The organism is Eremococcus coleocola DSM 15696 (assembly GCF_000428865.1).
GTDB lineage: Bacteria > Bacillota > Bacilli > Lactobacillales > Aerococcaceae > Eremococcus > Eremococcus coleocola.
In genome coordinates this window covers 60,742-86,768 of the sequence record NZ_AUAT01000002.1, presented here as the reverse complement: position 1 = coordinate 86,768, position 26,027 = coordinate 60,742, and the positions used below count along the sequence as shown (strand labels likewise).

23 protein-coding genes and 1 pseudogene are annotated in these 26,027 nt (G+C 38.3%); 22 read left to right on the top strand and 2 right to left on the bottom strand.

Annotated features, from left to right (window positions below; all coding sequences use genetic code 11):
* Position 1: 1 nt before the first annotated feature.
* The 4 genes from G396_RS09815 (at position 2) to G396_RS0101230 (ending at position 5,567) form a co-directional block, all read left to right on the top strand.
* Positions 2-1,741, top strand: coding sequence for an ABC transporter ATP-binding protein (locus G396_RS09815; RefSeq protein WP_034907343.1), 1,740 nt, complete (start codon positions 2-4; stop codon positions 1,739-1,741).
* Complete coding sequence (locus G396_RS0101240; RefSeq protein ID WP_028124796.1) at positions 1,731-3,503, top strand: ABC transporter ATP-binding protein; 1,773 nt, start codon at positions 1,731-1,733, stop codon at positions 3,501-3,503. The genes G396_RS09815 and G396_RS0101240 overlap by 11 nt, the downstream gene beginning before the upstream one ends.
* A 91-nt stretch (positions 3,504-3,594) precedes the next feature.
* Positions 3,595-4,149 (top strand): DUF402 domain-containing protein, encoded by a 555-nt coding sequence (locus G396_RS0101235; protein ID WP_006418294.1) that lies wholly within the window; start codon positions 3,595-3,597, stop codon positions 4,147-4,149.
* Between the two features lie 98 nt (positions 4,150-4,247).
* Positions 4,248-5,567, top strand: a complete 1,320-nt coding sequence (locus G396_RS0101230) for a nucleotide sugar dehydrogenase (protein ID WP_028124795.1) — start codon at positions 4,248-4,250, stop codon at positions 5,565-5,567.
* Positions 5,568-5,819: 252 nt separating this feature from the next.
* On the opposite strand, the gene G396_RS0101225 is transcribed toward G396_RS0101230, so the two are convergent.
* On the bottom strand, positions 5,820-7,010 hold the full coding sequence (locus tag G396_RS0101225; RefSeq protein WP_034907341.1) for a serine hydrolase: 1,191 nt from the start codon (positions 7,008-7,010) through the stop codon (positions 5,820-5,822).
* A 188-nt stretch (positions 7,011-7,198) separates the two neighbouring features.
* On the opposite strand from G396_RS0101225, the gene G396_RS0101220 reads away from it, so the two are divergent.
* The 6 genes from G396_RS0101220 (at position 7,199) to G396_RS0101195 (ending at position 13,352) form a co-directional block, all read left to right on the top strand.
* On the top strand, positions 7,199-8,374 hold the full coding sequence (locus G396_RS0101220; protein ID WP_028124793.1) for an O-antigen ligase family protein: 1,176 nt from the start codon (positions 7,199-7,201) through the stop codon (positions 8,372-8,374).
* Positions 8,375-8,558: 184 nt separating this feature from the next.
* The gene (infC, locus tag G396_RS0101215; RefSeq protein ID WP_006418226.1) at positions 8,559-9,086 is read left to right on the top strand and encodes a translation initiation factor IF-3; all 528 of its coding nucleotides are present in this window, start codon (positions 8,559-8,561) and stop codon (positions 9,084-9,086) included.
* 23 nt (positions 9,087-9,109) lie between these two features.
* Positions 9,110-9,307 (top strand): 50S ribosomal protein L35, encoded by a 198-nt coding sequence (gene rpmI / locus G396_RS0101210; protein ID WP_006418487.1) that lies wholly within the window; start codon positions 9,110-9,112, stop codon positions 9,305-9,307.
* A 21-nt stretch (positions 9,308-9,328) separates the two neighbouring features.
* Positions 9,329-9,685 carry a 50S ribosomal protein L20 gene (gene rplT, locus G396_RS0101205; RefSeq protein WP_006418269.1) on the top strand — a complete coding sequence of 119 codons (357 nt, stop codon included), beginning with the start codon at positions 9,329-9,331 and terminating at the stop codon, positions 9,683-9,685.
* A gap of 153 nt (positions 9,686-9,838) precedes the next feature.
* Positions 9,839-11,593, top strand: a complete 1,755-nt coding sequence (locus G396_RS0101200; protein ID WP_028124792.1) for an ABC transporter ATP-binding protein — start codon at positions 9,839-9,841, stop codon at positions 11,591-11,593.
* Positions 11,586-13,352 carry an ABC transporter ATP-binding protein gene (locus G396_RS0101195; protein WP_428829636.1) on the top strand — a complete coding sequence of 589 codons (1,767 nt, stop codon included), beginning with the start codon at positions 11,586-11,588 and terminating at the stop codon, positions 13,350-13,352. The genes G396_RS0101200 and G396_RS0101195 overlap by 8 nt, the downstream gene beginning before the upstream one ends.
* Positions 13,353-13,467: 115 nt before the next feature.
* Here G396_RS0101195 and G396_RS09810 read toward each other — a convergent pair whose 3' ends face one another.
* Positions 13,468-14,163, bottom strand: a complete 696-nt coding sequence (locus tag G396_RS09810) for a DsbA family protein (RefSeq protein WP_051221035.1) — start codon at positions 14,161-14,163, stop codon at positions 13,468-13,470.
* A gap of 180 nt (positions 14,164-14,343) precedes the next feature.
* Here G396_RS09810 and G396_RS0101185 point away from each other — a divergent pair, with 180 nt between their 5' ends.
* From G396_RS0101185 to G396_RS0101135, 12 genes and pseudogenes are all read left to right on the top strand, one after another.
* A complete protein-coding gene (locus tag G396_RS0101185; protein ID WP_006418569.1) occupies positions 14,344-15,003 on the top strand; it encodes a GTP pyrophosphokinase in 660 nt (219 codons plus the stop codon).
* A gap of 2 nt (positions 15,004-15,005) precedes the next feature.
* A complete protein-coding gene (locus G396_RS0101180) occupies positions 15,006-15,818 on the top strand; it encodes an NAD kinase (protein ID WP_028124790.1) in 813 nt (270 codons plus the stop codon).
* A gap of 27 nt (positions 15,819-15,845) precedes the next feature.
* Positions 15,846-16,736: an RluA family pseudouridine synthase gene (locus G396_RS0101175; protein ID WP_028124789.1), complete on the top strand. Its 891-nt coding sequence runs from the start codon at positions 15,846-15,848 to the stop codon at positions 16,734-16,736.
* 30 nt (positions 16,737-16,766) lie between these two features.
* Positions 16,767-18,131: a magnesium transporter gene (gene mgtE / locus G396_RS0101170; protein WP_034907339.1), complete on the top strand. Its 1,365-nt coding sequence runs from the start codon at positions 16,767-16,769 to the stop codon at positions 18,129-18,131.
* 75 nt (positions 18,132-18,206) lie between these two features.
* Positions 18,207-18,866: a DivIVA domain-containing protein gene (locus tag G396_RS0101165; protein ID WP_028124787.1), complete on the top strand. Its 660-nt coding sequence runs from the start codon at positions 18,207-18,209 to the stop codon at positions 18,864-18,866.
* 165 nt (positions 18,867-19,031) lie between these two features.
* A complete protein-coding gene (locus G396_RS0101160; protein WP_028124786.1) occupies positions 19,032-20,609 on the top strand; it encodes a peptide chain release factor 3 in 1,578 nt (525 codons plus the stop codon).
* A gap of 119 nt (positions 20,610-20,728) precedes the next feature.
* A complete protein-coding gene (locus tag G396_RS0101155) occupies positions 20,729-20,995 on the top strand; it encodes a phosphocarrier protein HPr (RefSeq protein ID WP_006418248.1) in 267 nt (88 codons plus the stop codon).
* Positions 20,995-22,722: a phosphoenolpyruvate--protein phosphotransferase gene (gene ptsP / locus G396_RS0101150; RefSeq protein ID WP_028124785.1), complete on the top strand. Its 1,728-nt coding sequence runs from the start codon at positions 20,995-20,997 to the stop codon at positions 22,720-22,722. Before G396_RS0101155 ends, ptsP begins: the two co-directional genes overlap by 1 nt.
* 185 nt (positions 22,723-22,907) lie before the next feature.
* A pseudogene (locus tag G396_RS11110) lies at positions 22,908-23,259 on the top strand (CNNM domain-containing protein); the annotation flags it as partial.
* 15 nt (positions 23,260-23,274) lie between these two features.
* Positions 23,275-23,622, top strand: coding sequence for a transporter associated domain-containing protein (locus G396_RS0101145; protein WP_248623894.1), 348 nt, complete (start codon positions 23,275-23,277; stop codon positions 23,620-23,622).
* Positions 23,623-23,793: 171 nt separating this feature from the next.
* Complete coding sequence (locus G396_RS0101140; RefSeq protein ID WP_028124783.1) at positions 23,794-24,615, top strand: zinc dependent phospholipase C family protein; 822 nt, start codon at positions 23,794-23,796, stop codon at positions 24,613-24,615.
* On the top strand, positions 24,605-25,840 hold the full coding sequence (locus G396_RS0101135; RefSeq protein ID WP_081683511.1) for an MFS transporter: 1,236 nt from the start codon (positions 24,605-24,607) through the stop codon (positions 25,838-25,840). The genes G396_RS0101140 and G396_RS0101135 overlap by 11 nt, the downstream gene beginning before the upstream one ends.
* Positions 25,841-26,027 lie beyond the last annotated feature (187 nt).

Genomic DNA, 26,027 nt, shown 5'->3' with positions numbered 1-26,027 from the left:
TATGAAAGTTTTATTAAAATATTTCCAAGGATATTGCTTGGTTACTGTGTTGGCCCCCTTGTTGAAATTAGCTGAAGCCCTTTTAGAGTTAACCGTACCTTTGATTGTGGCTAAGATTATTGATCAGGCGATTCCAACAGGAATAGTCAGTGAATTATACCCTTATCTTCTAACCATGTTTGCGGTCGCTTTTATTTCCTTAATTATGGCTGACTCTTCACAATTTATGTCAGCTAAAGCAGCCGTTGGATTTACGGAAAATTTGACGAATGATTTATACAGTCAAGTAATTCAACTGGGTGAGGGGGCAGTTAATCAAATTAGTCCAGAGTCGTTGATTGCCAGGTTAACCGCTGATGCAGCTCAGGTCCAGGCCGGGTTAAATACTAGTTTGCGTTTATTTTTACGGTCCCCCTTTATTGTGTTTGGGGCCTTTTTTATGGCTATGCGGTTAAATTTTTCCTTATCCATGTTTTTTTTGATGATGATTGTGCTGCTCTTTGCGGTGGTCTTCTTGATTTTACGTTGGACTAGTCCGCTATACCAAGCAATTCGGCAAGTTTTTGATAAATTAGTCCAATTAACGCGGCAACAGATTCAAGGAATCCGTGTGATTAAAGCCTTTGACAAACAAGCTAGTGAAATACAAGAGTTTTCAGACCATAATCAAAGTGTGACCCGTCAGCAAGTCAAGGTAGCGCAAATTGGCGCCTTAATCAATCCCTTAACGTATGTGATAGTTAATGTCTTCTTGGTGATTATCATTTGGCAGGGGGGGGGACGAGTCAATCAAGGCATTATGACCCAAGGGGAGACCGTCGCGATTATTAATTATTTACTGTTAATTCTGGTGGAATTAGTAAAGATGGCCATGGTCGTAACAACTATTAATAAATCGATGGTATCGGCTAACCGGATTAGTCAGATTATCACACGTCCAGTGGAGAATCTCCAAGCAACCGATACAGCTAAAACAGGTGATTTGGGTGACTCAATTTTTAAGATGAAGGATTTGTCCTTTACCTATCCTCAAGCCAATGAATTAGCCTTAGATTCAATTGATTTAGATATCAAAGCAGGACAATTTATCGGAATCATTGGAGCAACCGGGTCAGGTAAATCAACCTTACTTAAATTATTAACCCAATCTTATCAACCAGACCAAGGTGAAATTATCTTTAATCAAGCTTATTTTCCAAATGGTTCAAGAAAAAAGCTTCGTCAGCAGATGGCCTTGGTACCGGCGAAAATAGCTTTTTTTAAAGGGACTATTCGGTCTAACCTCCTAGTGGCCAATCCTCAAGCCAGTGACGAGGAAATGTGGCAAGCTTTAGCAGGTGCACAAGCAAAGGACTTTGTGTCCCAATTAGACCAAGCTTTGGATGCTCCAGTGGAAGCCTTTGGACGGAATTTCTCTGGCGGTCAGCGGCAACGGTTAGCCATTGCGCGTGCCTTATTAAAACAGGCCCCCATCCTAATTTTTGATGATTCAACCTCAGCTTTGGATTATGTCACTGAAGCTAATTTTCAAGCTGAATTGAAAAGAAACTACCAAGATATGACGATTCTTATGATTTCACAACGCGTCCACTCCTTACAAGCGGCCGACCAGATTGTTGTTTTGGACGAAGGGAAGGTTGTGGGACTGAGTCATCATTATGATTTATTAGAAAACAATGAAACTTACCAAGAAATCTATGCGTCTCAAACGGTTATGGAGGTGACAGACCATGAACAATAAAGTTCAATCAAACCGCCAAGGGTCGACAACGACTCGACGGTTATTTGATCGTTTGTTGGAGGATAAATTCTCTTTTACTATAATTGTGATTGCGACAATTTTTCAAGTGCTCTTAACGGTTTACTTACCTGTGCTTATTGGACAGGCAGTTAATTATATTGTCGGACCGAGCCAGGTTAATTTTCAAGCTTTAAGCCTATTAATCTTAAAGATGCTAGTGGTTATTGGCGTAACTACCTTACTGCAATACCTCAATCCTTACCTCTATAACCGAATGATCTATAAGATGGTTTCAAGTCTTAGACAAGAAGCCTTAGAGAAAGTCCATCGTTTGCCATTATCTTTTGTTGACCAACAGTCAACTGGAGATTTGGTGAGTCGGCTTACCACTGACTCTGACCAGTTAGCCGATGGTTTAGTCATGGTATTTAATCAGTTCTTTGTAGGAATTCTAACAATTGTATTTACTTTGATTTCAATGTTATGGCTAGACTTACTAATGGTGTTATTAGTTGTAGGGTTAAGTCCCTTGTCTATTATTGTGGCGCGGTTTATCTCAAGTCGTTCTTATAAAATGTACCAAAAACAAACAAGAAGTCGGGGAGAGTTAGCTTCATTTATTGAAGAAAGTGTCCAGCAAGAAGAGGTCATTCGCTTATATAATCACCATCAAACCATGAATAATGACTTTATTAATCGGAACCACACTTATGCAGATTATTCTAAGTGGGCAATTTTCTATTCAGCTTTAGCCAATCCGACTACGCGTTTCATCAATGCTTTAATCTATGCCTCAGTGACTTTTGCTGGTGCTGTGCGAATTATTTCAGGTACTTTTTCTGTCGGAGAATTAACGACCTTCCTAAATTATGCTAATCAATACATGAAGCCGTTTAATGATATTTCTAGTGTGCTTTCTGAAATCCAAGCATCTCTAGCCTGTGCAGAACGAATGTTTATGTTACTTGACCAAAAAGATGAAGTTGAAACTGGTCAAGCTGTCTTTGATAGCGAGCAGTTGAAGGGGGATATTGGCTTTGATCAAGTCGATTTTGCCTATGTTAAAACTGAATCTTTAATTGAAAATCTATCTTTTAATGCTGAAGCTGGGCAAACAGTCGCGATTGTTGGTCCTACAGGTGCAGGGAAATCAACTTTAATTAATTTATTGATGCGGTTTTATGATGTAGACCAAGGGAAAATTGAGTTAGATGGGACGAATATTGAAGTCTATACCCGGGCAAGCATCCGCCAACAATTTGGTATGGTCCTTCAAGAGACTTGGCTTAAAGTTGGGACAGTTGCGGATAATATCGCCTATGCTAATCCGAACCTTAGTCGGGTTGATATTATTCGGGCCGCCAAAGCCGCCAAGGCAGATCGGTTTATTGATATGCTCCCCCAAGGTTATGATACGTATTTAGATAAAGCGGGAGCAGAGTTGTCAACAGGACAACAACAATTGCTTTCAATTGCACGAGTGTTTGCGGCCAAACCTAAAATGTTAATTTTAGATGAAGCGACTTCCTCTATAGATACCTTGACCGAAGTATTGATTCAAAAAGCCTTTGATCAATTAATGGTTAATCGGACTTCCTTCATTATTGCCCACCGTTTATCCACAATTCAAAATGCTGACCATATTTTGGTTTTGGATAAGGGACATATCATTGAGCATGGGAACCATAAAACATTAATGCAGGCTAAAGGCTTCTATTATCAATTACAAATGGCTCACCAAAGTGCTGGCCAATTCGATTAGTCTTATCCTTGTAACTTTCCCTCAATGTGGTATATAATGGTTAAGAATATATGGGGCTTCCCCATATGCTTGAAAGAAAGAGGGATCAGTGATGAGACAACCTAGAGAAGGTGAATTCATCACTATTAAGAGTTATAAACACGATGGTTTATTACATCGGACTTGGCATGATAATATGGTTTTAAAAACGAGCGAACAGTCGATCATTGCTTGTAATGACCACACTCTTGTCACAGAATCTGATGGACGCCGTTGGCGGACCCGTGAAGTCGCACTTGTTTATTATCACCGTCATTTTTGGTTTAATATTATTGCCATGCTGCGTAAGAAGGGGGTTACATATTATTGTAACTTGGCCTCGCCTTATGTGCAGGACAAGGAGGCTTTAAAATATATCGATTATGATTTAGATATTAAGGTTTTCCCAGATGGTGAAAAGCGTTTGCTTGACTTAGATGAGTACGAATTACATGGACGTCAATACCATTATTCTAAGGAAATTGATACCATTATTAAGTATCAAATCCAGGAGTTAGTACGTTGGATTGAAGAGGAAAAAGGCCCTTTTAATACAGCATTTATTGATATATGGTATGAACGATATTGTCAATTAACCCATCGTTATAAACATAACAATCGTAAATAGTGGTGGATCAACCTATAGAATTTAAGATAGGCCAATTAAGGGTTCGACAAGAGGTCGGGCTCTTTTTTATCCAGAGTAAGAGATTAGGAGCTAGAAAAATGAATTTGTACGAAGATTTAAAACAAAAGAATGTACCCTTAGCAGTTGTCGGCTTGGGCTATGTCGGTATGCCACTGGCGGTGGCTTTCGCCAAAAAATTAAATGTTATTGGCTTTGATGTCAATGAACACAAAATTGCCAAATATCAGGCAGGAATCGACCCAACGAATGAAGTGGGTGATCAAGCGGTTAAGGATTCAGGGGTACGCTTTACCAGTGATCCAAGTCAATTAGAACAAGCAAAATTCCATATCATTGCGGTACCAACACCCGTGAATGCTGATCATACACCCGACTTACGGCCTGTCATTGGCGCATCACGGACACTGGGCCAGTATTTAACAAAGGGATCCTATGTAGTTTATGAATCTACAGTTTTTCCTGGGGTTACGGAAGATATTTGTATTCCAATTTTAGAAGAAGAATCAGGTTTAAAATTTGGTCAAGACTTTAAAGTAGGGTATTCACCTGAACGGATTAATCCTGGGGATAAGGTTCACCGCTTAGAGAATATTACCAAAATCGTTTCTGGATCAGATGTTGAAGCTTTAGAGCTAATTGCTAAGGTTTATGAATTAGTGGTAGAAGTTGGCGTTCATCGTGCACCAACTATTCAAGTAGCGGAAGCTGCTAAAGTGATTGAGAATTCTCAACGGGATGTTAATATTGCTTTTATGAATGAATTAGCTATGATTTTTAATCGAATGAATATTGATACCCGTGCTGTCTTGGAGGCAGCGGGGACCAAATGGAATTTTCTTCCCTTTACACCAGGTTTAGTTGGAGGCCACTGTATTGGAGTAGATCCATATTACTTAACCTATCGGGCTGAACAATTAGGGTATCATTCTGAAATAATTCTTTCAGGACGCCGGATCAATGATCAAATGGGACACTTTGTCGTTGATAACCTGATTAAACTGATGATTCAAGCAGATTTAAAAATTAAATCTGCCAAGGTTGCTATCCTAGGTTTTACCTTTAAAGCGGATGTGCCCGATGTTCGTAATACCAAAGTTTTAGATATTTATAAAGAGATGCAGAAATATGGGATTGACCCACTAGTGGTAGATCCTATTGCTGATGCAGATGATGCTAAGTTAGCCTATGATATTGAGCTGTCACCTATGGCTGAAGTTAAAGAATGCCAAGCAATCATATTAGCCGTTTCCCATCAAGTCTTTAAAGATTTAGATAAAAATAAAATTGATGGATTCTTTAGCCAAGATGATCGAGTTAAAAAGGTCTTAATTGATGTTTCAGGAATTCAAGGTGATAAGTTAATGGATGATCCGTCATACTTGTATTGGCGTTTGTAATAAATAAAAGGGAGCGAACAAGAAGTAGAAAATCTCAGATTTTCGCTTCGTCTGATCGCCCCCGCAAGGTTGATTAGGATGGAACAAGTCGCTTTGCGACGTGGTCTCCATCTAATCAACTACTGCGATAAATTATTTGTTTTCAATTAACTAAAGAAGCTGGGCTTTTTGCCCAGCTTCTTTTCTTCTCTTATAAAATCTTTTAAGTGGATAAAAGTCTAACCCTTAAGTTGTTAAATCAATATTCTTGTTTTAGAACAGGTTTCCTAGGAAATTAGTCAGTGGATTATTTCGTTTGTTTTCGTAAGTTTTTTCTTTCTTATCTGAGTTGCTTTCAGAACTGTCAGATTCTGATGCTTCATCTTCTTTTGGATCTGCTTGTGGTAGATTGGTAGGTAGAGCTTCGTTCTTATAAAGATCTGGGAATTTTAGCAACTCATCTAGAAGAATTTCAGTTTCCCAATAAGAATTTGATTGGTCAGTGAAGGTCCCCATAGTGACAGCAATTACCTTACGCCCATTTTCAGTTGAAGTTGCGACAAAACAACGGCCTGCTCCATCTGTGAATCCAGATTTCAAACCAGTGATACCGTCCCGACCATACTCTTGGCCCGCTCTAAGAAGGTTATTATTAACCAAAGTTTGTTCGTAGTCAGTACCTGCCTTGAATTGATAAGAATCAGAATTAGTAATATCTAAGACTTGAGGGAAGTCTGTGATTAGATGTTGAGCAACTAAGGCGATGTCTGCTGCAGACATGGTATTTTCATCGTTTTCACCTGTTCCTGGTATTCTGATATTTTCTGCTAGCTCAATATTAGGAGTTCCCGAAACTGAGACAAGTTTAAAATTATTAATGCCCCAAGAGTGTAGCAAGTCGCTCATGGCATTGACACCTGCTTCTTCACTACCATAGATTTGCCACATAAGGGCTGAGGTAGCATCGTTACCTGAAGACAGGAGCACACCATTGAGTAAATCTTCCACACTATATTCTTGGTCAGCTACCAAACCTACATTTGATAAGTTAGGATTTGAAGTATAGTTATCAATAATTGCTGGATCAATGGAAATCATTTGATCCATTGATAATTTACCTTCGTCGATTGCTTGATAAACTAAATAAGTAGAGATAATTTTTGACATGGATGCAATTGGATATGGTTTATTTCCCTCTTGTTGAGCCAAAACCCGATTTGTCTCCTGATCAATTGCGATATAAGAACGGGCATCCATATTATCCCTATACCAGTCAAGAATTTCTTGGGGATAATCACTTGGCATAGTATATGGGTCAACAGTATTTAGTGTTGATTCCTTGCCAAAATTTGGTGTTTTACTAAGTTCTTGGGCAAAAATAGTGGCAGGGCTTGAAGCACTTAAAGTAATGGTCATCACAGCAAGAACCAGTAGTGATATATTTTTTGAAAATTTCAAAATCATTCCTCCTAGGATAAAATCGTTCTAGGATATTATAACGAAAACAAGCTAGGTTGACTAGGTGTGAAACCGTAGTCTTCAATAAATACCTGAAAATTCATAGAAAATCCATAAAATATCGTTTTAAATAGATGACAAGTAATCGTGGAGAAATTATAATAAAAACCAGGATCAATAGAAAGGGGGAAGCTATGAAGAAAAAAGTAAGTAATTTTTTTGAAAAGAATAAGTGGGAATTGGACCAACTGATGTTTCTACTTATCTTGATTCTGATGTTTCTCTCTTTTTATTTAGGATCGGCAGCATTTATCCTATATACACTTTTTCTATGTATTCAAAATCGCAAACATTTAGGGACGATTATAAAGAAAAATTTTCTCTTTTATATTTTTGTATTGTATAGTTTGGCAGTAGGTATCTATAATCAGACACTTTCGGGGATGACCGTCCCCTTAGTCTATGCTTTTGGCTTCTTTTTCTTTTATTTTTATCTTCAGCAAATTAAAGCGAAAACCTATTATCTATCCTTAAAGGTGATTGCCCTGGCAATTATTCCTTTAACTGTCATGTGTCTTTATACTTATCTGAATTATGCACTAGGTCATGGCTATGGTCCTTGGTATATTTTTAAATATGCCAATATTCAAACCCGAGCTGAAGCAACCTTTTTTAATGCTAATTATTACGGTATGTATTGTTTAATGGCTTTGGTGACCAACCTTTATATAATGAAAAAAGAGTCCAATCATAAGTGGTTATTACTCGGCTCGGGAGCCATTGGAGCAGTATTAATTTCAATCATATTAACTGCATCACGAATGCTTTTACCTACTTTAGTTATTGTTCTAATCTGGATGTTAGCTTGGTTACAACCACGTTGGGTCAAGTATATTATTGGTTTGGCCCTAGTTGGTGGGATGGTTTTAACCTTGAAACCGGGGCTCATCCCACGGATGGAAACTTTAACATATGCCTTTCAAGACCGGTTTAATTTGTGGGCGGTTGGCCTAGCTATTTTCTTGAGCCGACCACTCTTTGGTAGGGGCGCCATGGCCTTTGTAAATTTTTATTACCTATATAGTGATTATGCTCAAATGCACGCCCATAATTTATATATCAATACCCTAGCTAACTATGGAGTTCTTGGGGCTACTTTAATACTGGTTTTGTTGAAGCCTTTATGGCACCATTTAATCACATTATTTAAGGACAAATCTTTAAGACCAGAATTTGCTTTGATTTCTGCTTACATTTTGATTGTATTGGTGCATGGGACGATGGATGTGGCTATTTTTTGGGTGCAAACTGCCTACATCTTCTTGATTGTTATTCTAGTTTCAAAAGAGAAATTAGAAAAATTAAAATAATCCTTGCAAAGGGAAGAAACGTGTGTTATTATTTAAAAGTTGAGAAAACAAGTAGAAACTCGCGTTTCTCGCCATAAGCAAGAGCGATTGGCAAATAAAGTTAGTGTAAGGATAACCTATGCTATTTTATGTGGAGCGAGTTCGTTAGAACTGGCTTTTTTTAACTTGTCACTCTCAAACAAATATGGAGGTGGAAATTATCGCTAAAGAATTACCTATTAACGAACAAATCCGTGCACGAGAACTACGTGTTATTGGAGATAATGGGGATCAATTAGGTGTTAAATCTCTGAACGATGCATTGACGATTGCTGAATCATTTGAACTTGATTTAGTTTTAGTATCGCCTAATGCGCAACCACCTGTTGCAAGAATTATGGATTATGGTAAGTACCGTTTTGAACTTCAAAAGAAGGAAAAAGAACAACGGAAAAACCAAAAAGTTGTCAATGTTAAAGAGATTCGTTTAAGTCCTTCAATCGAAGAACATGACTATCAAACTAAACTAAGACAAGCCATTAAGTTCTTGGAAAAAGGTGACAAGGTCAAAGTAAGCATTCGCTTTAGAGGAAGGGCCATTACGCATAAAGATTTAGGCCGTGATGTTTTGGAAGATTTTATTGAAGATACTGCTGAGGTAGCTACTGTAGAATCTAAACCCAAAATGGAAGGACGCTCAATGTTTATGATTTTAGCCCCAAGTGCTAATTAAGTAAATTAACTAGGAGGATTATTATGCCAAAGCAAAAAACACACCGCGCAACTGCTAAACGCGTTAAGAGAACTGGTTCAGGTAAATTAAAACGGGGACGTGCTTTTACTTCTCACCGTTTCCACGGTAAAACTAAAAAACAACGTCGTCAATTACGTAAAGCATCACTCGTATCTGCAAGTGATTACAAACGTATTAAACATATGATTTCATCATTATAAGACTAGAGGAGGAAACGAAGCATGGCACGTGTTAAAGGTGGATACGTTACGCGTCAACGTCGTAAACGTACAATTAAGTTAGCAAAAGGTTATTACGGAGCAAAATCAATTTCATTCAAGATGGCTAAACAACAAGTCATGAAATCTCGGATGTATGCTTTCCGTGACCGTAAACAAACTAAACGGAACTTCCGTCGTTTATGGATTACTCGGATTAATGCAGCTGCTCGTCAACATGGCGTAAGCTATTCAGTATTAATGAATGGTCTTAAAAAAGCTGGAATTGAAATGAACCGTAAAATGTTAGCTGATTTAGCTGTAAATGATGCTAAAGCTTTTGAAGCATTAGTTGATCAAGCTAAAGCTGCTGTTAAATAATTAAATTATTAGGGTAGAGTATCCGGCCTTCACCGCTTGCTCTACCTCTTATTATATCTATGATAAAATGGGGCTGGTATCTAAAATATTTTTTTAGATGTAGGTACTCATCTTTTTTATATCTATAAAATATCTATTGAAAAGGAGGCTCTTATGGCACATATATGGCGTTATATTAAACGTGAACCAAAATTACTTTTTTTAAATTTTATTGGTGCAATTTTCTTCGTTCTCATTAACCTCGGTTTACCTACGATTTTAGCAGAGATGATTAACGAGGCGATTATTCCTCAAAAGGTTAATCTTTTATATTTTTGGTCTATTATTATGATCTTGGTGATTATTGCAGGGGCAGCTGGGCGAGTATTACTATCCTACGCTTCGAGCAAATTAACCACTTTAATGATTCGGGATTTAAGAAATGATATGTTTGAAAAATTGCAATTATATTCGCATGAAGAATATGAAAAAATTGGGGTCTCCTCTTTAGTTACCCGGATTACTACGGATGCCTTTGTCCTCATGCAATTTACGGAAATGACCCTACGTTTAGGTTTCAATACGCCGCTGATGTTTTTAGGATCTATCATTATGATATTTACTACCAGTCCTTCTTTAGCTTGGATTCTACTCGCTGCCATGCCATTTTTAATTGCTTCGATTGTTTGGATTGCTAAGAAATCTCGCCCAATTTCTAAAGAACAACAAGAGTCTTTGGACCAAATTAACCAATATGCTCGTGAAAATCTAACGGGTTTACGGGTCATTCGGGCTTTTAGTCGCGAAGACTTCCAAGCAGATAAATTCCATCAGGAAACCAACCATTATAGCCAAGTGGCAGGGCGTTTATTTAAATTAATGGGCTTAGCCAATCCGCTCTTTTTCCATATTTTAATATGGATGATTATTTTAATTATGTGGTTTTCTTTAGGACCGATTGAAGCAGGTCGCTTAAATATTGGGGTATTAGTGGCTTTTATTGAATATGCCTTTCATGCCTTGTTTTCAATTATGATGTTTTCCCAATTATTTATGATGTATCCGCGGACCAATGTTTCAGCCAATCGAATCTCTGAAGTCTTAGAAATGCCAATTTCTATCTCACCGAATGAAGATGGGGTGACCGAAACTGAGACCAATGGTTACCTTGAATTTGATAATGTAACTTTTGCCTATCCTGGTGAAACTGAAAGTCCGGTTTTACATAATATTTCCTTCAAAGCTCAGCCAGGACAGATGGTGGCTTTTATTGGCTCGACCGGGTCGGGGAAATCAACCTTGGTTCAATTAGTGCCGCGTTTTTTTGATGTGACGCTAGGACGGATATTAGTCGATGGGGTCGATGTGCGAGATTATAAACTTTCAGCCCTGCGGCAGAAAATTGGCTATATTCCGCAAAAAGCCTTACTTTTTACCGGCACCATTAGTGAAAATTTACGCTATGGTAAATATGATGCTTCAGAAAAGGAATTAATCCGGGCCAGTGATGTGGCCCAGGCATCTGATTTTATTGAACGGACGCAAGAAAAGTATCAAACCTTTTTAGCGGAAGGTGGCGCTAATTTATCAGGAGGCCAAAAACAACGGCTATCCATTGCGCGTGCCATTGTGAAAGAGCCAGGAATCTATGTTTTTGATGATTCCTTCTCTGCCTTAGACTACAAAACCGATGCCGAACTTCGGCGTCGGTTAAGTGAAATTACCAAACACTCGACCGTCCTTGTGGTGGCCCAACGTATTTCATCAATCCGCCAAGCTGATCAAATCATTGTCTTAAATGAAGGGGAGATTGTTGGTCGTGGCACTCATGAACAACTAATGGCTGAAAATAAAATTTACCAAGAAATTGCCGCCTCACAAATGAAGGGTGATCAATTATTTAAGGAAGGGGATGAAGATCATGCTTAATTCATTTCAAAAAATCTGGCCTTTCTTCAAACCTTATCGGTTTAAATTAATTTTATCGATTGTCTGTGTGGTTATGACGGTCATCACTAATGTCCTAGAGCCCTTCGTTTTAGGTCTTGCCATTACTGAAATTACCGCCAATGTCCTCGCCATGGCTCAAGGTCAAGCAGGAGCGGGCTTAAATTACCGCTATATCTTAATGATTTTGCTACTTTATTTCCTACGGGGTTTAATTAATCAATTGGGGACATATGGGTCTAACTACTATGTAACTGAAGCAGTTCAAGCCATGACCCGGGATTTGAGAGATGCAATCATGAGCAAAATTAATCGTTTGCCCGTATCTTATTTTGACCGACGACAATTTGGAGATATGTTAGGTCGCTTTACTAATGACGTTGAAGCGATTGCTAATGCTGCACAGCAAGCGATTATCCAGGTTGTCAATGCTATCTTGTCAATTCTCTTTGTGGCAATTATGATGTTTATTCTCCAATGGCAATTAGCTTTAATTGTTTTAATTTCAATGCCCCTATCTTATGCAGTCGCTAGAGCGATTGTAAAAGTCTCCCAGCCTCATTTTAAAAAGCAAGCCAATATTCTCGGTAAATTAAATGGCTTTGTGCAAGAATCCCTGACTGGCTTTAATGTCATCAAGTTATTTGGCCATGAGGATTCATCTAAGACTGAATTCCGTCAAATTACCCAAGAATTATTTGATACAGGTTTTAAATCCTCCTTTCTTTCAAGTTTGATGATGCCACTTGTGTCCGTGGTCTCTCATTTAGCTTATTTAGCGGTAGCTCTTGTCGGTGGACTTTTGACCATTGCTGGACGTTTGACAATTGGTAATTTGCAGGCCTTTACCCAATATGTATGGCAAGTAAACCAACCTATCCAAATGATTACACAATTATCAGCCATGGTTCAATCTGCCACCGCAGCCATTGACCGGGTGATGGAAGTACTAGAGGCTGAGGAAGAGACTCAAGCTTATGACCAAGAATTACAGCAAGCTCTTAGTGGTCAGGTTTCCTTTAAAGATGTGGCTTTTTCTTATAGTCCGGATAAACCCTTAATTGAAGATTTCTCAGTTGAAGTAGAACCTGGTCAGACTGTGGCGATTGTTGGACCAACTGGAGCCGGTAAGACCACCCTAATCAATCTATTAATGCGGTTTTATGATGTAAATGAAGGGTCTATTGAAGTAGATGGCATTGATATCCGGTCACTATCCCGCCAAGAGTATCGTAAACAGTTTGGAATGGTATTACAGGATGCTTGGTTGTACGAAGGAAGCATTCAGGATAATTTACGGTTTGGAAATTTAGATGCTTCAGACCAAGATATCGTAGCGGCTGCAAAAGCTACTAATGTCGATCATTTTATTCGTACTTTACCAGGCGGTTATCATATGCATATGAATCAAGAATCCTCTAATATATCTCTGGGTCAAAAGCAATTATTAACCATCGCTCGGGCTCTTTTATCCGATCCAAAAATCTTAATTTTAGATGAGGCGACTTCTTCTGTAGATACCCGCTTAGAGCTCCTAATCCAGAAAGCAATGGATAAATTAATGGAAGGGCGGACTTCTTTTGTGATTGCCCACCGCTTATCTACCATTCAAGATGCTGATTTAATTTTAGTGATGGATCAGGGGCATATTATTGAGTCTGGTAACCATGCCTCCCTATTAGCGGCCCAAGGTTTTTATTATGATTTGTATAATAGCCAATTCACGTCAGCTAAGGATTAGGAACAACAGATAGATATAAGAAGATGAGTGATGTCAATTGTCTTAGTCAATTTTATAAATTATAGAAAAAGGAAGCGGCTGGAACAATCTTAGGTTCCAGCCGCTTCCTTTTATTCTACTTTTTGCGTAGGATACGGAGTTGGGTGTGTTTTTTAGTTTTTTGTACCGGCCCTTGGGCTACTTGATAAAAGTACTGAGCCACAATATCATCCGTTTCATCCAGAATAGAATTAAATTCAATGTCATTATCTGTTAGGGTACGTACATCGCCTGATTGTAATTCTTGAATCACTAAGGTAGGTGTGCGATGGACTAACATTTCTTTTGCAATGTTTTGATTCTTTAGGTAGAGATTTCGGACAAAGTCAGAATTTATATCTTGACGGAAGGTTTCCAAATCTAAATGACATTGCTTGGCAATTTTTAAGACTAAGGCTTTATCAAAACGGTCAATTTCACCTGAAACTTGGGCTTGCATTTCCATTAGAAAATGTCGGCCTTTCTTCTGCCCCTGCATACTAGCAGCAATAAAAGCCAGGGAAGCATGGTACATTTTACGATAGAATTCGTTTCGGAGACCAAGATGGCAGCGTTTAATCCCTTTCCTTTCCATAAATAAATTAACGATATCCTGGTTATGGAAGGGCAAGATATAGATGTCAGTATTCGTGGAGATAACATCAATTGCTTTGGTAATTTCTTGTTCAGACTGATAACAAAGAGTGCCTAAAGGATTGATAAATAAATAAAATTCAAAAATATTTTGGACGCCATTATATTTATATTCTACTTGATAATTCTGTTGTCTCACGAGTGACCTCCTTTCTTGCTTTTGCGTTCATTTACATGTTAACAAAGAAAAAAATTTATTACCAATAGAAAGCTCAAAAATTAATTAATAATAATTTTATCTCTGTTTATTTTATATAGTTTCAGTTGAATTTTATGTTAAAATGTTATCTGTGAGCTTAAGGAAAGGGGCGCAAGAAAAATGATAGCAGATAATTTTATTGAAGATTGGCAGGTTTTCTTAGCACCTTATCAACAAGCTGTTTCAGAACTTAAATTAAAATTAAAACAAATACGACAAGAATATCAGGCCCAACACTTGCATGCGCCGATTGAATTTGTAACCGGGCGGGTAAAATCAAAAGAGTCTATCTTGGAAAAGATGGAAGTTCGCCAAATTGCGCCAGAAGACATTTTAATTGGTGTACAAGATATTGCAGGGATTAGAATTATGTGCCAATTTGTCGAAGATATTTATTATACTGCTGATTTACTAAGTAAACGTCAAGATTTTAAAGTCCTTCTAATTAGAGACTATATTGCTAATCATAAACCATCTGGTTATCGTTCTTACCACATGGTAATTGAATATCCGGTTCAAAGAGCCCAAGAGGTTATTCCAGTCATTTGTGAAATTCAAATCAGAACGTTGGCTATGAATTTTTGGGCCACGATTGAGCATTCTTTAAATTATAAGTATCAAGGAAAATACCCTGATCATATTTTAAAACGCTTAGAAAGAGCCTCAGAAGCTGCCTTCCTATTGGATGAAGAAATGTCTGAGATTCGAAATGAAATCCAGGAGGCGACTCGATTTTTCGAAAAACGTCATGAGGAAAGAAACAAGGAATGGGAGGACTAACTTTGAAAAATAAGCTATTGATTTATACTAACAATAGTTCACGGTCACGGTTGGTGAAAGAGGAGTTCTTACGAAAAGCCCAAGCCAAAGGTTTACAGATCGTCGATGATCAGGATAGTCCAGACTATATTGTAACTATTGGGGGGGATGGGACGCTTCTGCAAGCTTTTCATCAATTTCAAGCATACTTGAGCCAGGCTCAATTTGTCGGTATTCATACGGGGCATCTAGGCTTTTACACAGATTGGCAACCTCAACAAATGGATGAATTAATTCAGTTTCTAAGCCAACCCAAAGGGCAATCCATTACCTATCCTCTTTTACAGGTCACCCTAAGATATAAGGACGGTAAGAAAGAATCGCTTTTGGCCTTGAATGAATTTACTTTAAGGTCTAATAAAGGAACGATTGTCTCTGAAGTTTTTATTAAAGATTACTTCTTTGAAACATTTCGTGGAGATGGTTTATGTGTAGCAACACCTACAGGGTCAACCGGTCTCTCTAAGTCATTGGGTGGGGCAGTTATCCATCCAAGACTCGATGCTCTCCAAATGACTGAAATGGCTTCAATTAATAACCGGGTTTATCGTACCTTAAGCGGACCAATTATTATTGCTAAAGATGAATGGATTAAATTAATTCCGATCGCAGATAAAACTGCCTTCTCTCTGAGTGTGGACCATCTTCATTATGAAGATAAAGCGGTTCAAGCCATTCGCGTACAGATTGCTCAAGAACGAATTGCTTTTGCTAGTTTTAAACACCTGCATTTTTGGAACCGTGTTGAAGGCTCATTTATTGGTCGCAAGTATTAAATTATAATAGACTAGTAAGGAAATAGTATGGAATTAGAATGGATTTATCAAGCCGACCAGCCTCAACTGGTTCGTAATTTTTTACAAGCACAGGGAATTCCGCGGAAGTTTCTGTCGGCAGTTAAATATCGAGGCGGTAGTATATTATTAAATGGACAAGCAGTGACAGTCAGAGCAAGCTTGAGACCAGGCGATCGATTGAAAGTACAAGCAGCACCAGAACTCGGTCATGAAACAGTTCCTGCTTCTCAACTCCCAATAGAAATCGTTTATGAAGATCCAGACTGTTTGGTGGTAAATAAACCTATTAACACAGTTTCAATTCCATCACAGAAACATCCAGATTCGTCCATGGCTAACCGGATTAAAGGTTATTACCAGCAACAGGGCTACTCTGATCAAGTGATTCATATAGTGACTCGTTTAGACCGAGATACCTCGGGATTAATGTTAATTGCTAAGCATCGCTTGGCTCATGCCTACTTTGATCAACAGATCAGGAATAAGACCATTAAAAAGTACTATTATGCTATTTCAGAAGGTATTGATTGGCCAAGGGAGGGCTTGATTGATGCGCCGATTGGCCGTCACCCTGATTCAATTATCCAAAGAAGAGTAGACGTAAGTGGGCGGCCTGCTTTGACCCGGTTTTGGGTCCAAGATAAGTATCCAGAGGCAACTTTATTAAAATTACAACTGCTGACGGGGCGGACTCATCAGATTCGTGTGCATTTAGCTCATTTGGGAGGTCCACTCGTAGGGGATACTTTATATGGCGGGTCTTATCAAGACCAAATCCAGCGCCAAGCATTGCATTGTGGCCAACTGGAATTCAAACAGCCCTTTAGTCATGAGCAGATTATACTTAAACAAGCCTTACCGGCTGATATGCAAGCATGGCTTGAGGCCCAAGCTTGAGAAAGCTAAGGAGTTAAGGAGGAATTAGTTATGGAAATCTTTGAAAGATCCTTAGAAGAAAATATTGAAATTATTCATCAATTATTAGCCCATAATCGGATGACCCGGTTCAGGACTGAATTTTTGGCCTTGCATAATTATGACCGGGCCCAAATTTTTGCGGCTTTGGAAGTAGATGATCGTAATAAAATTTATCAATACCTTTCGCCTACTGAGTTAGCCGATATCTTTGATATGTTAGAAAACGAAGATGACTCAGTAATTGGTTATTTTGACGAGATGTCGAATTCTTATGCAGCTTCTTTATTGGGAGCCATGTACTCCGATAATGCGGTAGATGTGTTAAATTCATTGAAAGACCGTAATCAAGTGAATATCTATTTGCACCTGATGCCGGTAGAAAGTGCCCGCGAAATTTCTAAGTTGATGTCCTATATGGAAGAAACTGCCGGGGCGATTATGACCTCTGAATTTATATCGATTCCTGAAAATATCACCTTGGGTGACGCCTATCGGAAAGTTCGCAAACAAGCGGCAGAAGCAGAAACCATTTATTATGTCTATGTGGTGGATGAAGAAGGTAGGTTAACCGGTGTTTTATCCTTGCGGGACTTAATTGTAAATGAAGAAGATAAGCAGGTAAAAGACTTCATGAATAATCGAGTTATTACCGTGCAAGTGAATGACAACCAAGAAGAAGTTGCTCAAATGGTCCAAGATTATGACTTGCTAGCCTTACCTGTAGTTGGTTTTGATCAAGTTTTACTAGGGCTGATTACAGTTGATGATATAATGGATGTTATTCGGGAAGAGGCTGATAGTGATTACTCTGGTTTGGCTGCCGTCGATGTATCAGAGCAACATTTATCACCTTTTTCAGCTGCAAAGAGTCGTTTACCTTGGCTAATTACCTTGTTATTTTTGGGAATGGGAACTTCTACGGTTATCTCCCAGTACCAAGATGTCATTGCTTCAGCCTCAATCTTATCTGCTTTTGTCACCCTAATTACTGGTACGGCCGGGAACGCTGGAACTCAATCCCTAGCGGTTGCAGTCCGCAAGCTGACCAATAAAAGTGAAGAAGATGATTTTACTTCATCCTTATCTTTTGAGTTATTAACCGGAGCTATCACGGGCTTAGTGGTTGGTTTAGCGGTCATGGTTATTGTTTTAGTATGGCAACATAATTTGTTTTTAGGAGCTATTATTGGTTTTGCTATGATGATGGCCATTATTGTGGCTAATCTAGCAGGGTCGCTGATTCCTAAACTAATGGATCGGATAGGTTTTGATCCGGCTGTTGCTTCGGGACCTTTTATTTCTACTTTAAGTGACTTAACCTCAGTATTTATTTATTTTTCAATTGCTTCTTTCTTCTTGAATTTAATTCAATAATTTAATGAATCTTTTGTGATTTTTTGCTAGAATAGATTAGTAACGGATTGAATAAAAGAAAAAGGGGGGAGTCAGATGGTAATAGGAAAAGAGTTAAGCTCAAGCTTATTCGGTTATAAAAAGAGTCAAGTTGATCATTTGCTCGGAGAACAAAAGCAAAAAATAGCTGATCTACAAGCACAGTTAGCTCAAGCTCAAAGTGAAATTGAAAAATATAAAGAGTTAGAAGCCAGCATTAAAGACTCCATTTTAGATTCGCGGCAAAAAGGAAATCAAATTATCCAAGAATCAAATGACAAAGCGGTTCAAATGATAAATCAAACGGAAGAGCAAATTACTCAATATAAGGAAGATTTTGTTTTTCAAAGTCAGGGGCTCATTGAATCTGGGGTTGGACTTAAAGATCAGCTTAAAGAAATGAAAAATCGGATGCAAGCGATTTTAGAGGAATACCAAGATATGCTCGATACCACTAACTTTGATAAAATATATCCTAAGAAGAAAATTGAACAATTTTCACTCCAAGTTGAGAACTTTGAAACTGAATCAATGGATGCCTGGAAGAGTCACCAAGACCTCAGTCCAGAAGCGAATTTGAGTGAAGCTGAAAAAGCGGAATTACAAAAGCTAATCTCTGATGTCATTGATAACGAGAAAAAAGAAGAGAATAAAGAAGATAAGTCAGTTGAGAGTGATCAAGAAAAAATCCGCTTATTATTTTCAAATAATTCATAAATAGAACGGTGAATTTAACTTTAGGTTGGGTGTCGCTAGGCGGCTTAATTTAACCTAATCAGCTGTGCGGGGGTGGGCAGACGTAGCGAAAATCAGAGATTTTCATGCTTCTTGCCCGCTCCTTTTCCTATTTATTAAAAGCAAACTATGAAATGGAAGTGACCTATGAGTAAGGAATTAGCCCAAGAGGTTAAAAAAAGACGTACATTCGCAATTATTTCTCACCCAGATGCGGGTAAAACCACGATAACCGAACAACTCTTGCTTTTTTCAGGTGCCATTCGTCAAGCTGGCACGGTTAAGGCCAAAGGGAAGAAGTCAAATAAATTTGCTAAGTCAGACTGGATGGAAATTGAAAAACAAAGAGGGATTTCAGTAACTTCATCGGTAATGCAAGTAGACTATGATGGCTATCAGGTAAATATCGTAGATACCCCGGGCCATGAGGATTTCTCGGAAGATACTTATCGAACCTTAATGGCAGTGGATGCTGCCGTTATGGTCATTGATACTGCCAAGGGGATTGAACCACAAACGAAGCGTTTGTTTGAGGTTGTGAGTCACCGTGGCATTCCAATATTTACCTTTATGAATAAGTTGGACCGAGATGGCCGCGAACCGCTTGAATTGGTCGAGGAATTAGAAGAAGTCTTAGGCATTGATGCCTATTTAATGAACTGGCCAATGGGGATGGGCTCTAGTCTTTTAGGCTTATATGATTTATATAATCACCGAGTAGAATTACGGCGGGGCGATGATGATAGTCATTACCTACCTTTAAATGATGAAGGGCAAGTTGAAGGGGACTATGACTTTAAATCCTCTAGTCTCTATACTCAAGGACTGGAAGATGCTCAATTACTATCCGAAGCAGGAAATCCTTTCGATCAAAATCGGATTAATTCTGGTAAATTAACCCCTGTTTTCTTTGGATCAGCCTTAACTGGTTTCGGGGTTCAAACTTTCTTTGATGCCTTTGTGGATCTAGCTCCTGCCCCTTCTGCAACATTAACTGTAGATGAACAAGTAATTGATCCTGCTGATTCACGTTTTACCGGTTTTGTTTTCAAAATTCAAGCAAATATGAATCCAGCTCACCGCGATCGTATTGCCTTTATTCGGATTTGTTCGGGTGAGTTTGAAAAAGGTCTGTCAACTACGTTAGAACGGACCGGTAAGTCCTTATCAATGTCACATACTACTCAATTTATGGCCGATACCCGGGAAGAAGTTCAAAGTGCAGTTGCGGGAGATATTATCGGTCTTTATGATACCGGAAATCTACAAATTGGAGACTCAATTTATGAGGGCAAACAGGTGGTTAAGTTTCCTGCCTTACCACAATTTACTCCCGAATTATTTATGCGGGTAACGCCTAAGAATGTTATGAAACAGAAGTCCTTCCATAAGGGGATTGAACAACTGGTCCAAGAAGGAGCGGTCCAATTATATAAAACCTACCACACCGAAGATTATATTATTGGTGCGGTAGGCCAACTCCAATTTGAAGTTTTTCAATATCGTTTACAAAATGAATATAATGCTGAAGTTGAAATGATCCCAATGGGGCATAAGATTGCCCGCTGGATTAAGCCGGAAGACTTGGATCCCAAGATGTCCTCTAGTCGGAATATTTTAGCCAAAGACCGCTTTGATCGGCCGGTCTTCTTATTTGAAAATCAGTTTGCAGAAAATTGGTTTACATCTAAATATCCTGACATTGAGCTGGAAAAGCTATTGTAAGAGGTTTAATTAAAGCCTTTTCCTAAATTTCTTGTGCTTTATTAGCAAAAATGATACTATCTATAAGTAAAGGCTGATTTTTTCTCAGCGAATATTAAATTTTAAAGGAGACTTTGATTATGGAAAAGAAAGAATTTCACGTTGTAGCAGAAACAGGTATTCACGCTCGTCCCGCTACTTTGTTAGTACAAGCTGCTAGCAAGTTCGCTTCTGACTTAAACTTAGAATATAAGGGTAAATCAGTAAACTTAAAATCTATTATGGGTGTTATGTCACTAGGTGTTGGCCAAGGTGCTGATGTAGTGATTACTGCTGAAGGTGAAGATGAAGCTGCAGCGATTGCCGCCATCGAAGAAACCATGAAAAAAGAAGGTTTGTCTGAATAATGACAAAAGCTGAGTTAAAAGGTATTGCTGCCTCTGATGGGATTTCAATTGCTCCTGTTTATCTCTTAGCAGACCCCGATTTAAGCTTTGAAACGACTAAAGTTGCAGATGTTGAAGCCGAAGCTACTCGTTTTGATGCGGCTGTGGCACAAGCAACCCACGAAATTTCTACTATTCGTGATATCGCGGCTGAATCACTAGGGGCCGAAGAAGCTCAAGTTTTTGATGCTCACTTATTATTTTTATCAGACCCTGAATTTACGGGTCAAGTTACTGCTAAGATTAAAGATGAAGCTGTAAACGCAGAAGCTGCTCTAAAAGAAGTTTCTGAGATGTTTATTATGATTTTCTCTTCTATGGAAGATAATCCTTATATGCAAGAACGTGCTGCCGATGTTAAGGATGTGTCAGAACGTATTTTAGCTGCCTTATTAGGGGTTAAATTAGCCAGTCCTGCAACCATTCAAGAAGAAGTAATCATTGTAGCCAATGACTTGACTCCTTCTGATACCGCACAGTTAAATAAAAAGTATGTAAAAGCTTTTGTAACTAATATCGGTGGTCGGACGTCTCACTCTGCTATTATGGCCCGTTCTTTAGAAATTCCTGCCATTGTAGGTTCTAAAGAAATTACGGACCATGTTCAAGATGGCCAAGTGATTATCGTGGATGCTTTAGAAGGTAAAGTAATTTTAAATCCTAGCCAAGCGGAAATTACTGAATATCAAGCAAAAGCACAAGCTTTTGAAGATCAAAAAGCAGAATGGGCTAAATTGGTCGATGTTCCTACCGTAACGGCGGATGGTAACCATGTTGAATTAGCGGCCAATATTGGTACGCCTAAGGATGCAGAGGGTGCGATTGCTAATGGTGCGGAAGCTATTGGTTTATACCGGACTGAATTCTTATATATGGATTCAGCTGAATTCCCAACTGAAGATGAACAATATGAAGCTTATAAAGCTGTCTTAGAAGCCATGGGTGATAAGGCCGTTGTTGTACGGACCATGGATATTGGTGGCGACAAGGAATTACCTTATTTATCTTTACCAGAAGAAATGAATCCTTTCTTGGGTTACCGGGCTATTCGGATCTGTTTAGATCGTCCTGATATGTTCAAAACTCAATTAAGAGCCCTACTAAGAGCTTCTGTCCATGGTAAATTAAGAATCATGTTCCCAATGATTGCTACCTTACAAGAATTTCGGGCAGCCAAAGCTATTTTAGAAGAAGTAAAGGCTAACTTAGTGGCTGAAAACATTCCAGTTTCAGACGAAATTGAAGTAGGTATCATGATTGAAATCCCAGCTGCGGCTGTTTTAGCAGATCAATTTGCTAAAGAAGTTGATTTCTTCTCAATTGGTACTAACGACTTAATTCAATACACCATGGCCGCTGACCGGATGAATCAACGAGTATCTTACCTATACCAACCATATAATCCATCTATTTTACGTTTAATTAAAAACGTAATTGAAGCCTCTCATAAAGAAGGTAAATGGACGGGGATGTGTGGCGAAATGGCTGGTGACCAAACAGCTGTGCCATTATTATTAGGTTTAGGTTTGGATGAATTCTCTATGTCTGCTTCAAGTATCTTGAAAACGCGGAGCTTGATGAGTCGCTTATCAATGCCAGATGTTCAAGCGTTGGCTCATAAGGCTGTGACTGAATGTACGACAGCTGAAGAAGTTGTTCAATTAGTTAATGATTTAGTTAATAAATAATTTTTTAATATTATAATTCTCGGCCACTACTTAGTTGTAAAAGCTTGTTTAAGACTTTTATGCTAAGAAGTGGCCGAGTTTTTCTACATATACAGTTTTTTTAACCTAGCTAATATTAGTTTACCTTGAGGGGGACTACTTCTTGGATTCTGACCAGATATCCAGTATTATATTTTTCATCGTGTGTGCTAGTTTATCTGTTTTTTTCTTCTTCAGAGACTGCGTTTACCTCTTTGAATCAGATTCGTCTGACTGGCGAGGCCAAAAATGGAGATAAAAAGGCGGCTAAAGCAATTTATTTGATGGAACATTTCGATCGTCTCTTATCAACGATTCTTATTGGAAATAATATTCTTATTATTGCCAGTTCTGCGGTTGCGACTGACTTCTTTTGTATAATTGTATCCCCATTACGGGGCCATGGTGTCTACGGTTGTCACCACAGTAGTCTTATTAATATTTTCGGAAAATTCACCTAAGTATATTGCTAAGATGAGAGCAGAAAGTATAGCTAAGCGTTTTGCAGAGCCTCTTCATTTAATTACCAAGCTATTGGCAACTTTGGTTTATCTCTTAGAATTCATAGTTGGAGATATTTTTGATGAGTATGATGTCTACCGTGAAGATCTTAAAATTATTGAGCCGGATAAAAAAATTCAGGTAGAGGGTTTAACTGCTATTCAAGATATTTTAGATTTTTTTGAGATGGATAATCCTGATATTTGGATATCTTTTACTGTAGTGGGTTTAATTATGGAAGAAATGGGACGGATTCCCCAACTGGGGGATGATTGTAAGATTGAAGGCTTGCATTTTAAAGTAATCGAAAGTGAAAAAGGGCGAATCAAACGGGTAAATATTAAGCAGGTCTTGAATCAGCCCATTGAATCAATTAAATGAGCTGAAAACTTATCCATTTAGCTAGGTTTTTGGAGCAGGCAATGAGTTAGGACGTAAGTCCTGCTCTTGGGCTTGCTCTTTTTTATGGAGAGAATTATTGAAATATTTACATAATCTTTACAAGCAAACTTCGTTTTATCTGATAAACTATAAGCAGAGAGGAGTATTGCTATGCCTAGTATTTATACCCATCATCGTTTTGGTCGCGACCTCGTAGACTATTTAAAACCTGAATTAAAAAATCTCGCTATTCTATATCCTGATTTGTATGAATTAGGTCAACAAGGCCCAGATATCTTTTTTGCTCATCCCAGATGGTTAATGAGGCCAGATAGTCTTGGAATGATTATTCATAATCATGCTGGTAAGGATTATTTAAACCGGCAAAAGTCTTGGCTTAAAAATCTGGGTCTCAATAGTCCCCAAGCAGCTTATTTGTTAGGTACAATGTGTCACTATATTCTCGATTCAAAAGTCCACCCCTTAGTGGATGCCCTCAGTGAGCCTAATGATTTTACCCATCTCACTGTAGAAACAGAACTTGACAGGTATTTTCTTGAAGTCGATGGTTATGAGCCAACCCAGTTTAATCCAGCTCAATTAATTCCGCGCAAGAAAACTTATCGTCAGCTAATGAATGACTTTTATTATTCCTATGGGTTAGGGTCATTCATTAATCTACAAGCTTCGGTTGCATATTTTCGGATGATAAAACACTTGTTTTATAGTCCAAATCCGATTAAGGGTGAGATTTTCTTGAAAATCTTTGATTTAGTAGGTAAGAAAGCCTCTTATAACGGATTAATTATGCAAGTAGCGGCCTTTCCCCAAGCAAGTCAGAGCAATCCTCAATTAGTAGCAGCCTATGAAGCAAGCCTACGACAAGCCCCAGATTTATTGGCAAATGCTTTTGCCTATATTTTTGAAGACCAACCCTTATTGGCAGACTTTAATTTAGATTATAATGGTCAGGAGATTGAACATGAAGGATAAGTTAAGCAAACTTGAACGTGATTGGATTTTATATGATGTTGGTAACTCTGCTTTTATTTTACTGGTGACGACGATTATTCCGATTGTCTTTAATAACTTAGCTAAAGGACATTTGGATGACGATACCTATTTAGCTTATTGGGGTTATGCTGTGACGGCCTCTACCTTGATTGTAGGCCTTATGGGGCCAATCTTGGGCTCGCTTTCAGATTTACCCAAGCAACGGAAGCGGATGTTTACCATTGCCTTAATAATTGGTGTGATAGGCTGTACAGCCTTACCATTTGCCCAGCATTGGTTGGCATATTTATTACTCTTTGTGGTGACTAAGTCAGCCTATAATGCTTCTTTAATATTCTATGATTCGATGTTGAATGATGTGACGACAGCCGAACGAATGGATAGGGTTTCTTCTCATGGTTATGCCTGGGGCTATATTGGTTCAGTCGTGCCTTTCTTAATTGCGATTGTTTTGATTTTTGGAGGTCCAGAAATTGGCTTGTCCAGTCAAATTTCTATTATTCTTGCTTTTCTCGTAAATGCAATCTGGTGGGGTATCATGTCCTTGCCTCTCTTAAAAAGTTACCAACAAATCTCTAGTCATAAATCTACGCCTAAGATAGGTCAAGTCTTTAAAGATTTAGTTCTTACGTTTAAAGAAATTAAACAAAACCGTCAAATTTTCCTTTATTTAATTGCTTTCTTTTTCTTTATTGATGGCGTATATACCATAATTAATCTGGCTACGGCCTATGGCACTTCTTTAGGTCTAGATACCATGGGTTTAGTTCTCGCTCTATTAGTGACGCAAATAGTCGCCTTTCCTTTTGCTTTACTTTTTGCTCGTTTTTCTAAAGGCTTCAAAACTGAAACCTTAATTAAGGTGTGTATCTTGGCCTATACCGGTATTGCAATTTATGGGGTTCAATTGGATCAACTGCATGAATTTTGGATTTTAGCGGTGGCTGTGGGGATGTTCCAAGGAGCGATTCAAGCCTTGTCCCGGTCTTATTATGCCAAGATAATCCCAAGTTATAAATCGGGTGAGTATTTTGGTATCTTTGATATTTGTGGAAAGGGAGCTTCCTTTGTGGGAACCCTCTTGGTTTCTGTGATTACTCAAATGACCGGCAACCAACAAATTGCGGTTTTCTCTTTATCGTTTATGTTCTTATTAGGTTACTATTTCTTTCATTTAACGATTAAAAGTAAAGAGATAGCCTAAGTGATATAATTCATAGCTTTGAAGACGAACCTCTTCTAATTATAGAGAATAGGGTCGTCTTTTTTATTTTATGAGAAAAATCCTATTAATAAATATATTGGCGCGCCTAAAAAAATATTAAAAATGGTAATGATCATATTGATTTTGTTAAAATGATAGGATACACTGATAGTGAAATCTTCCACAA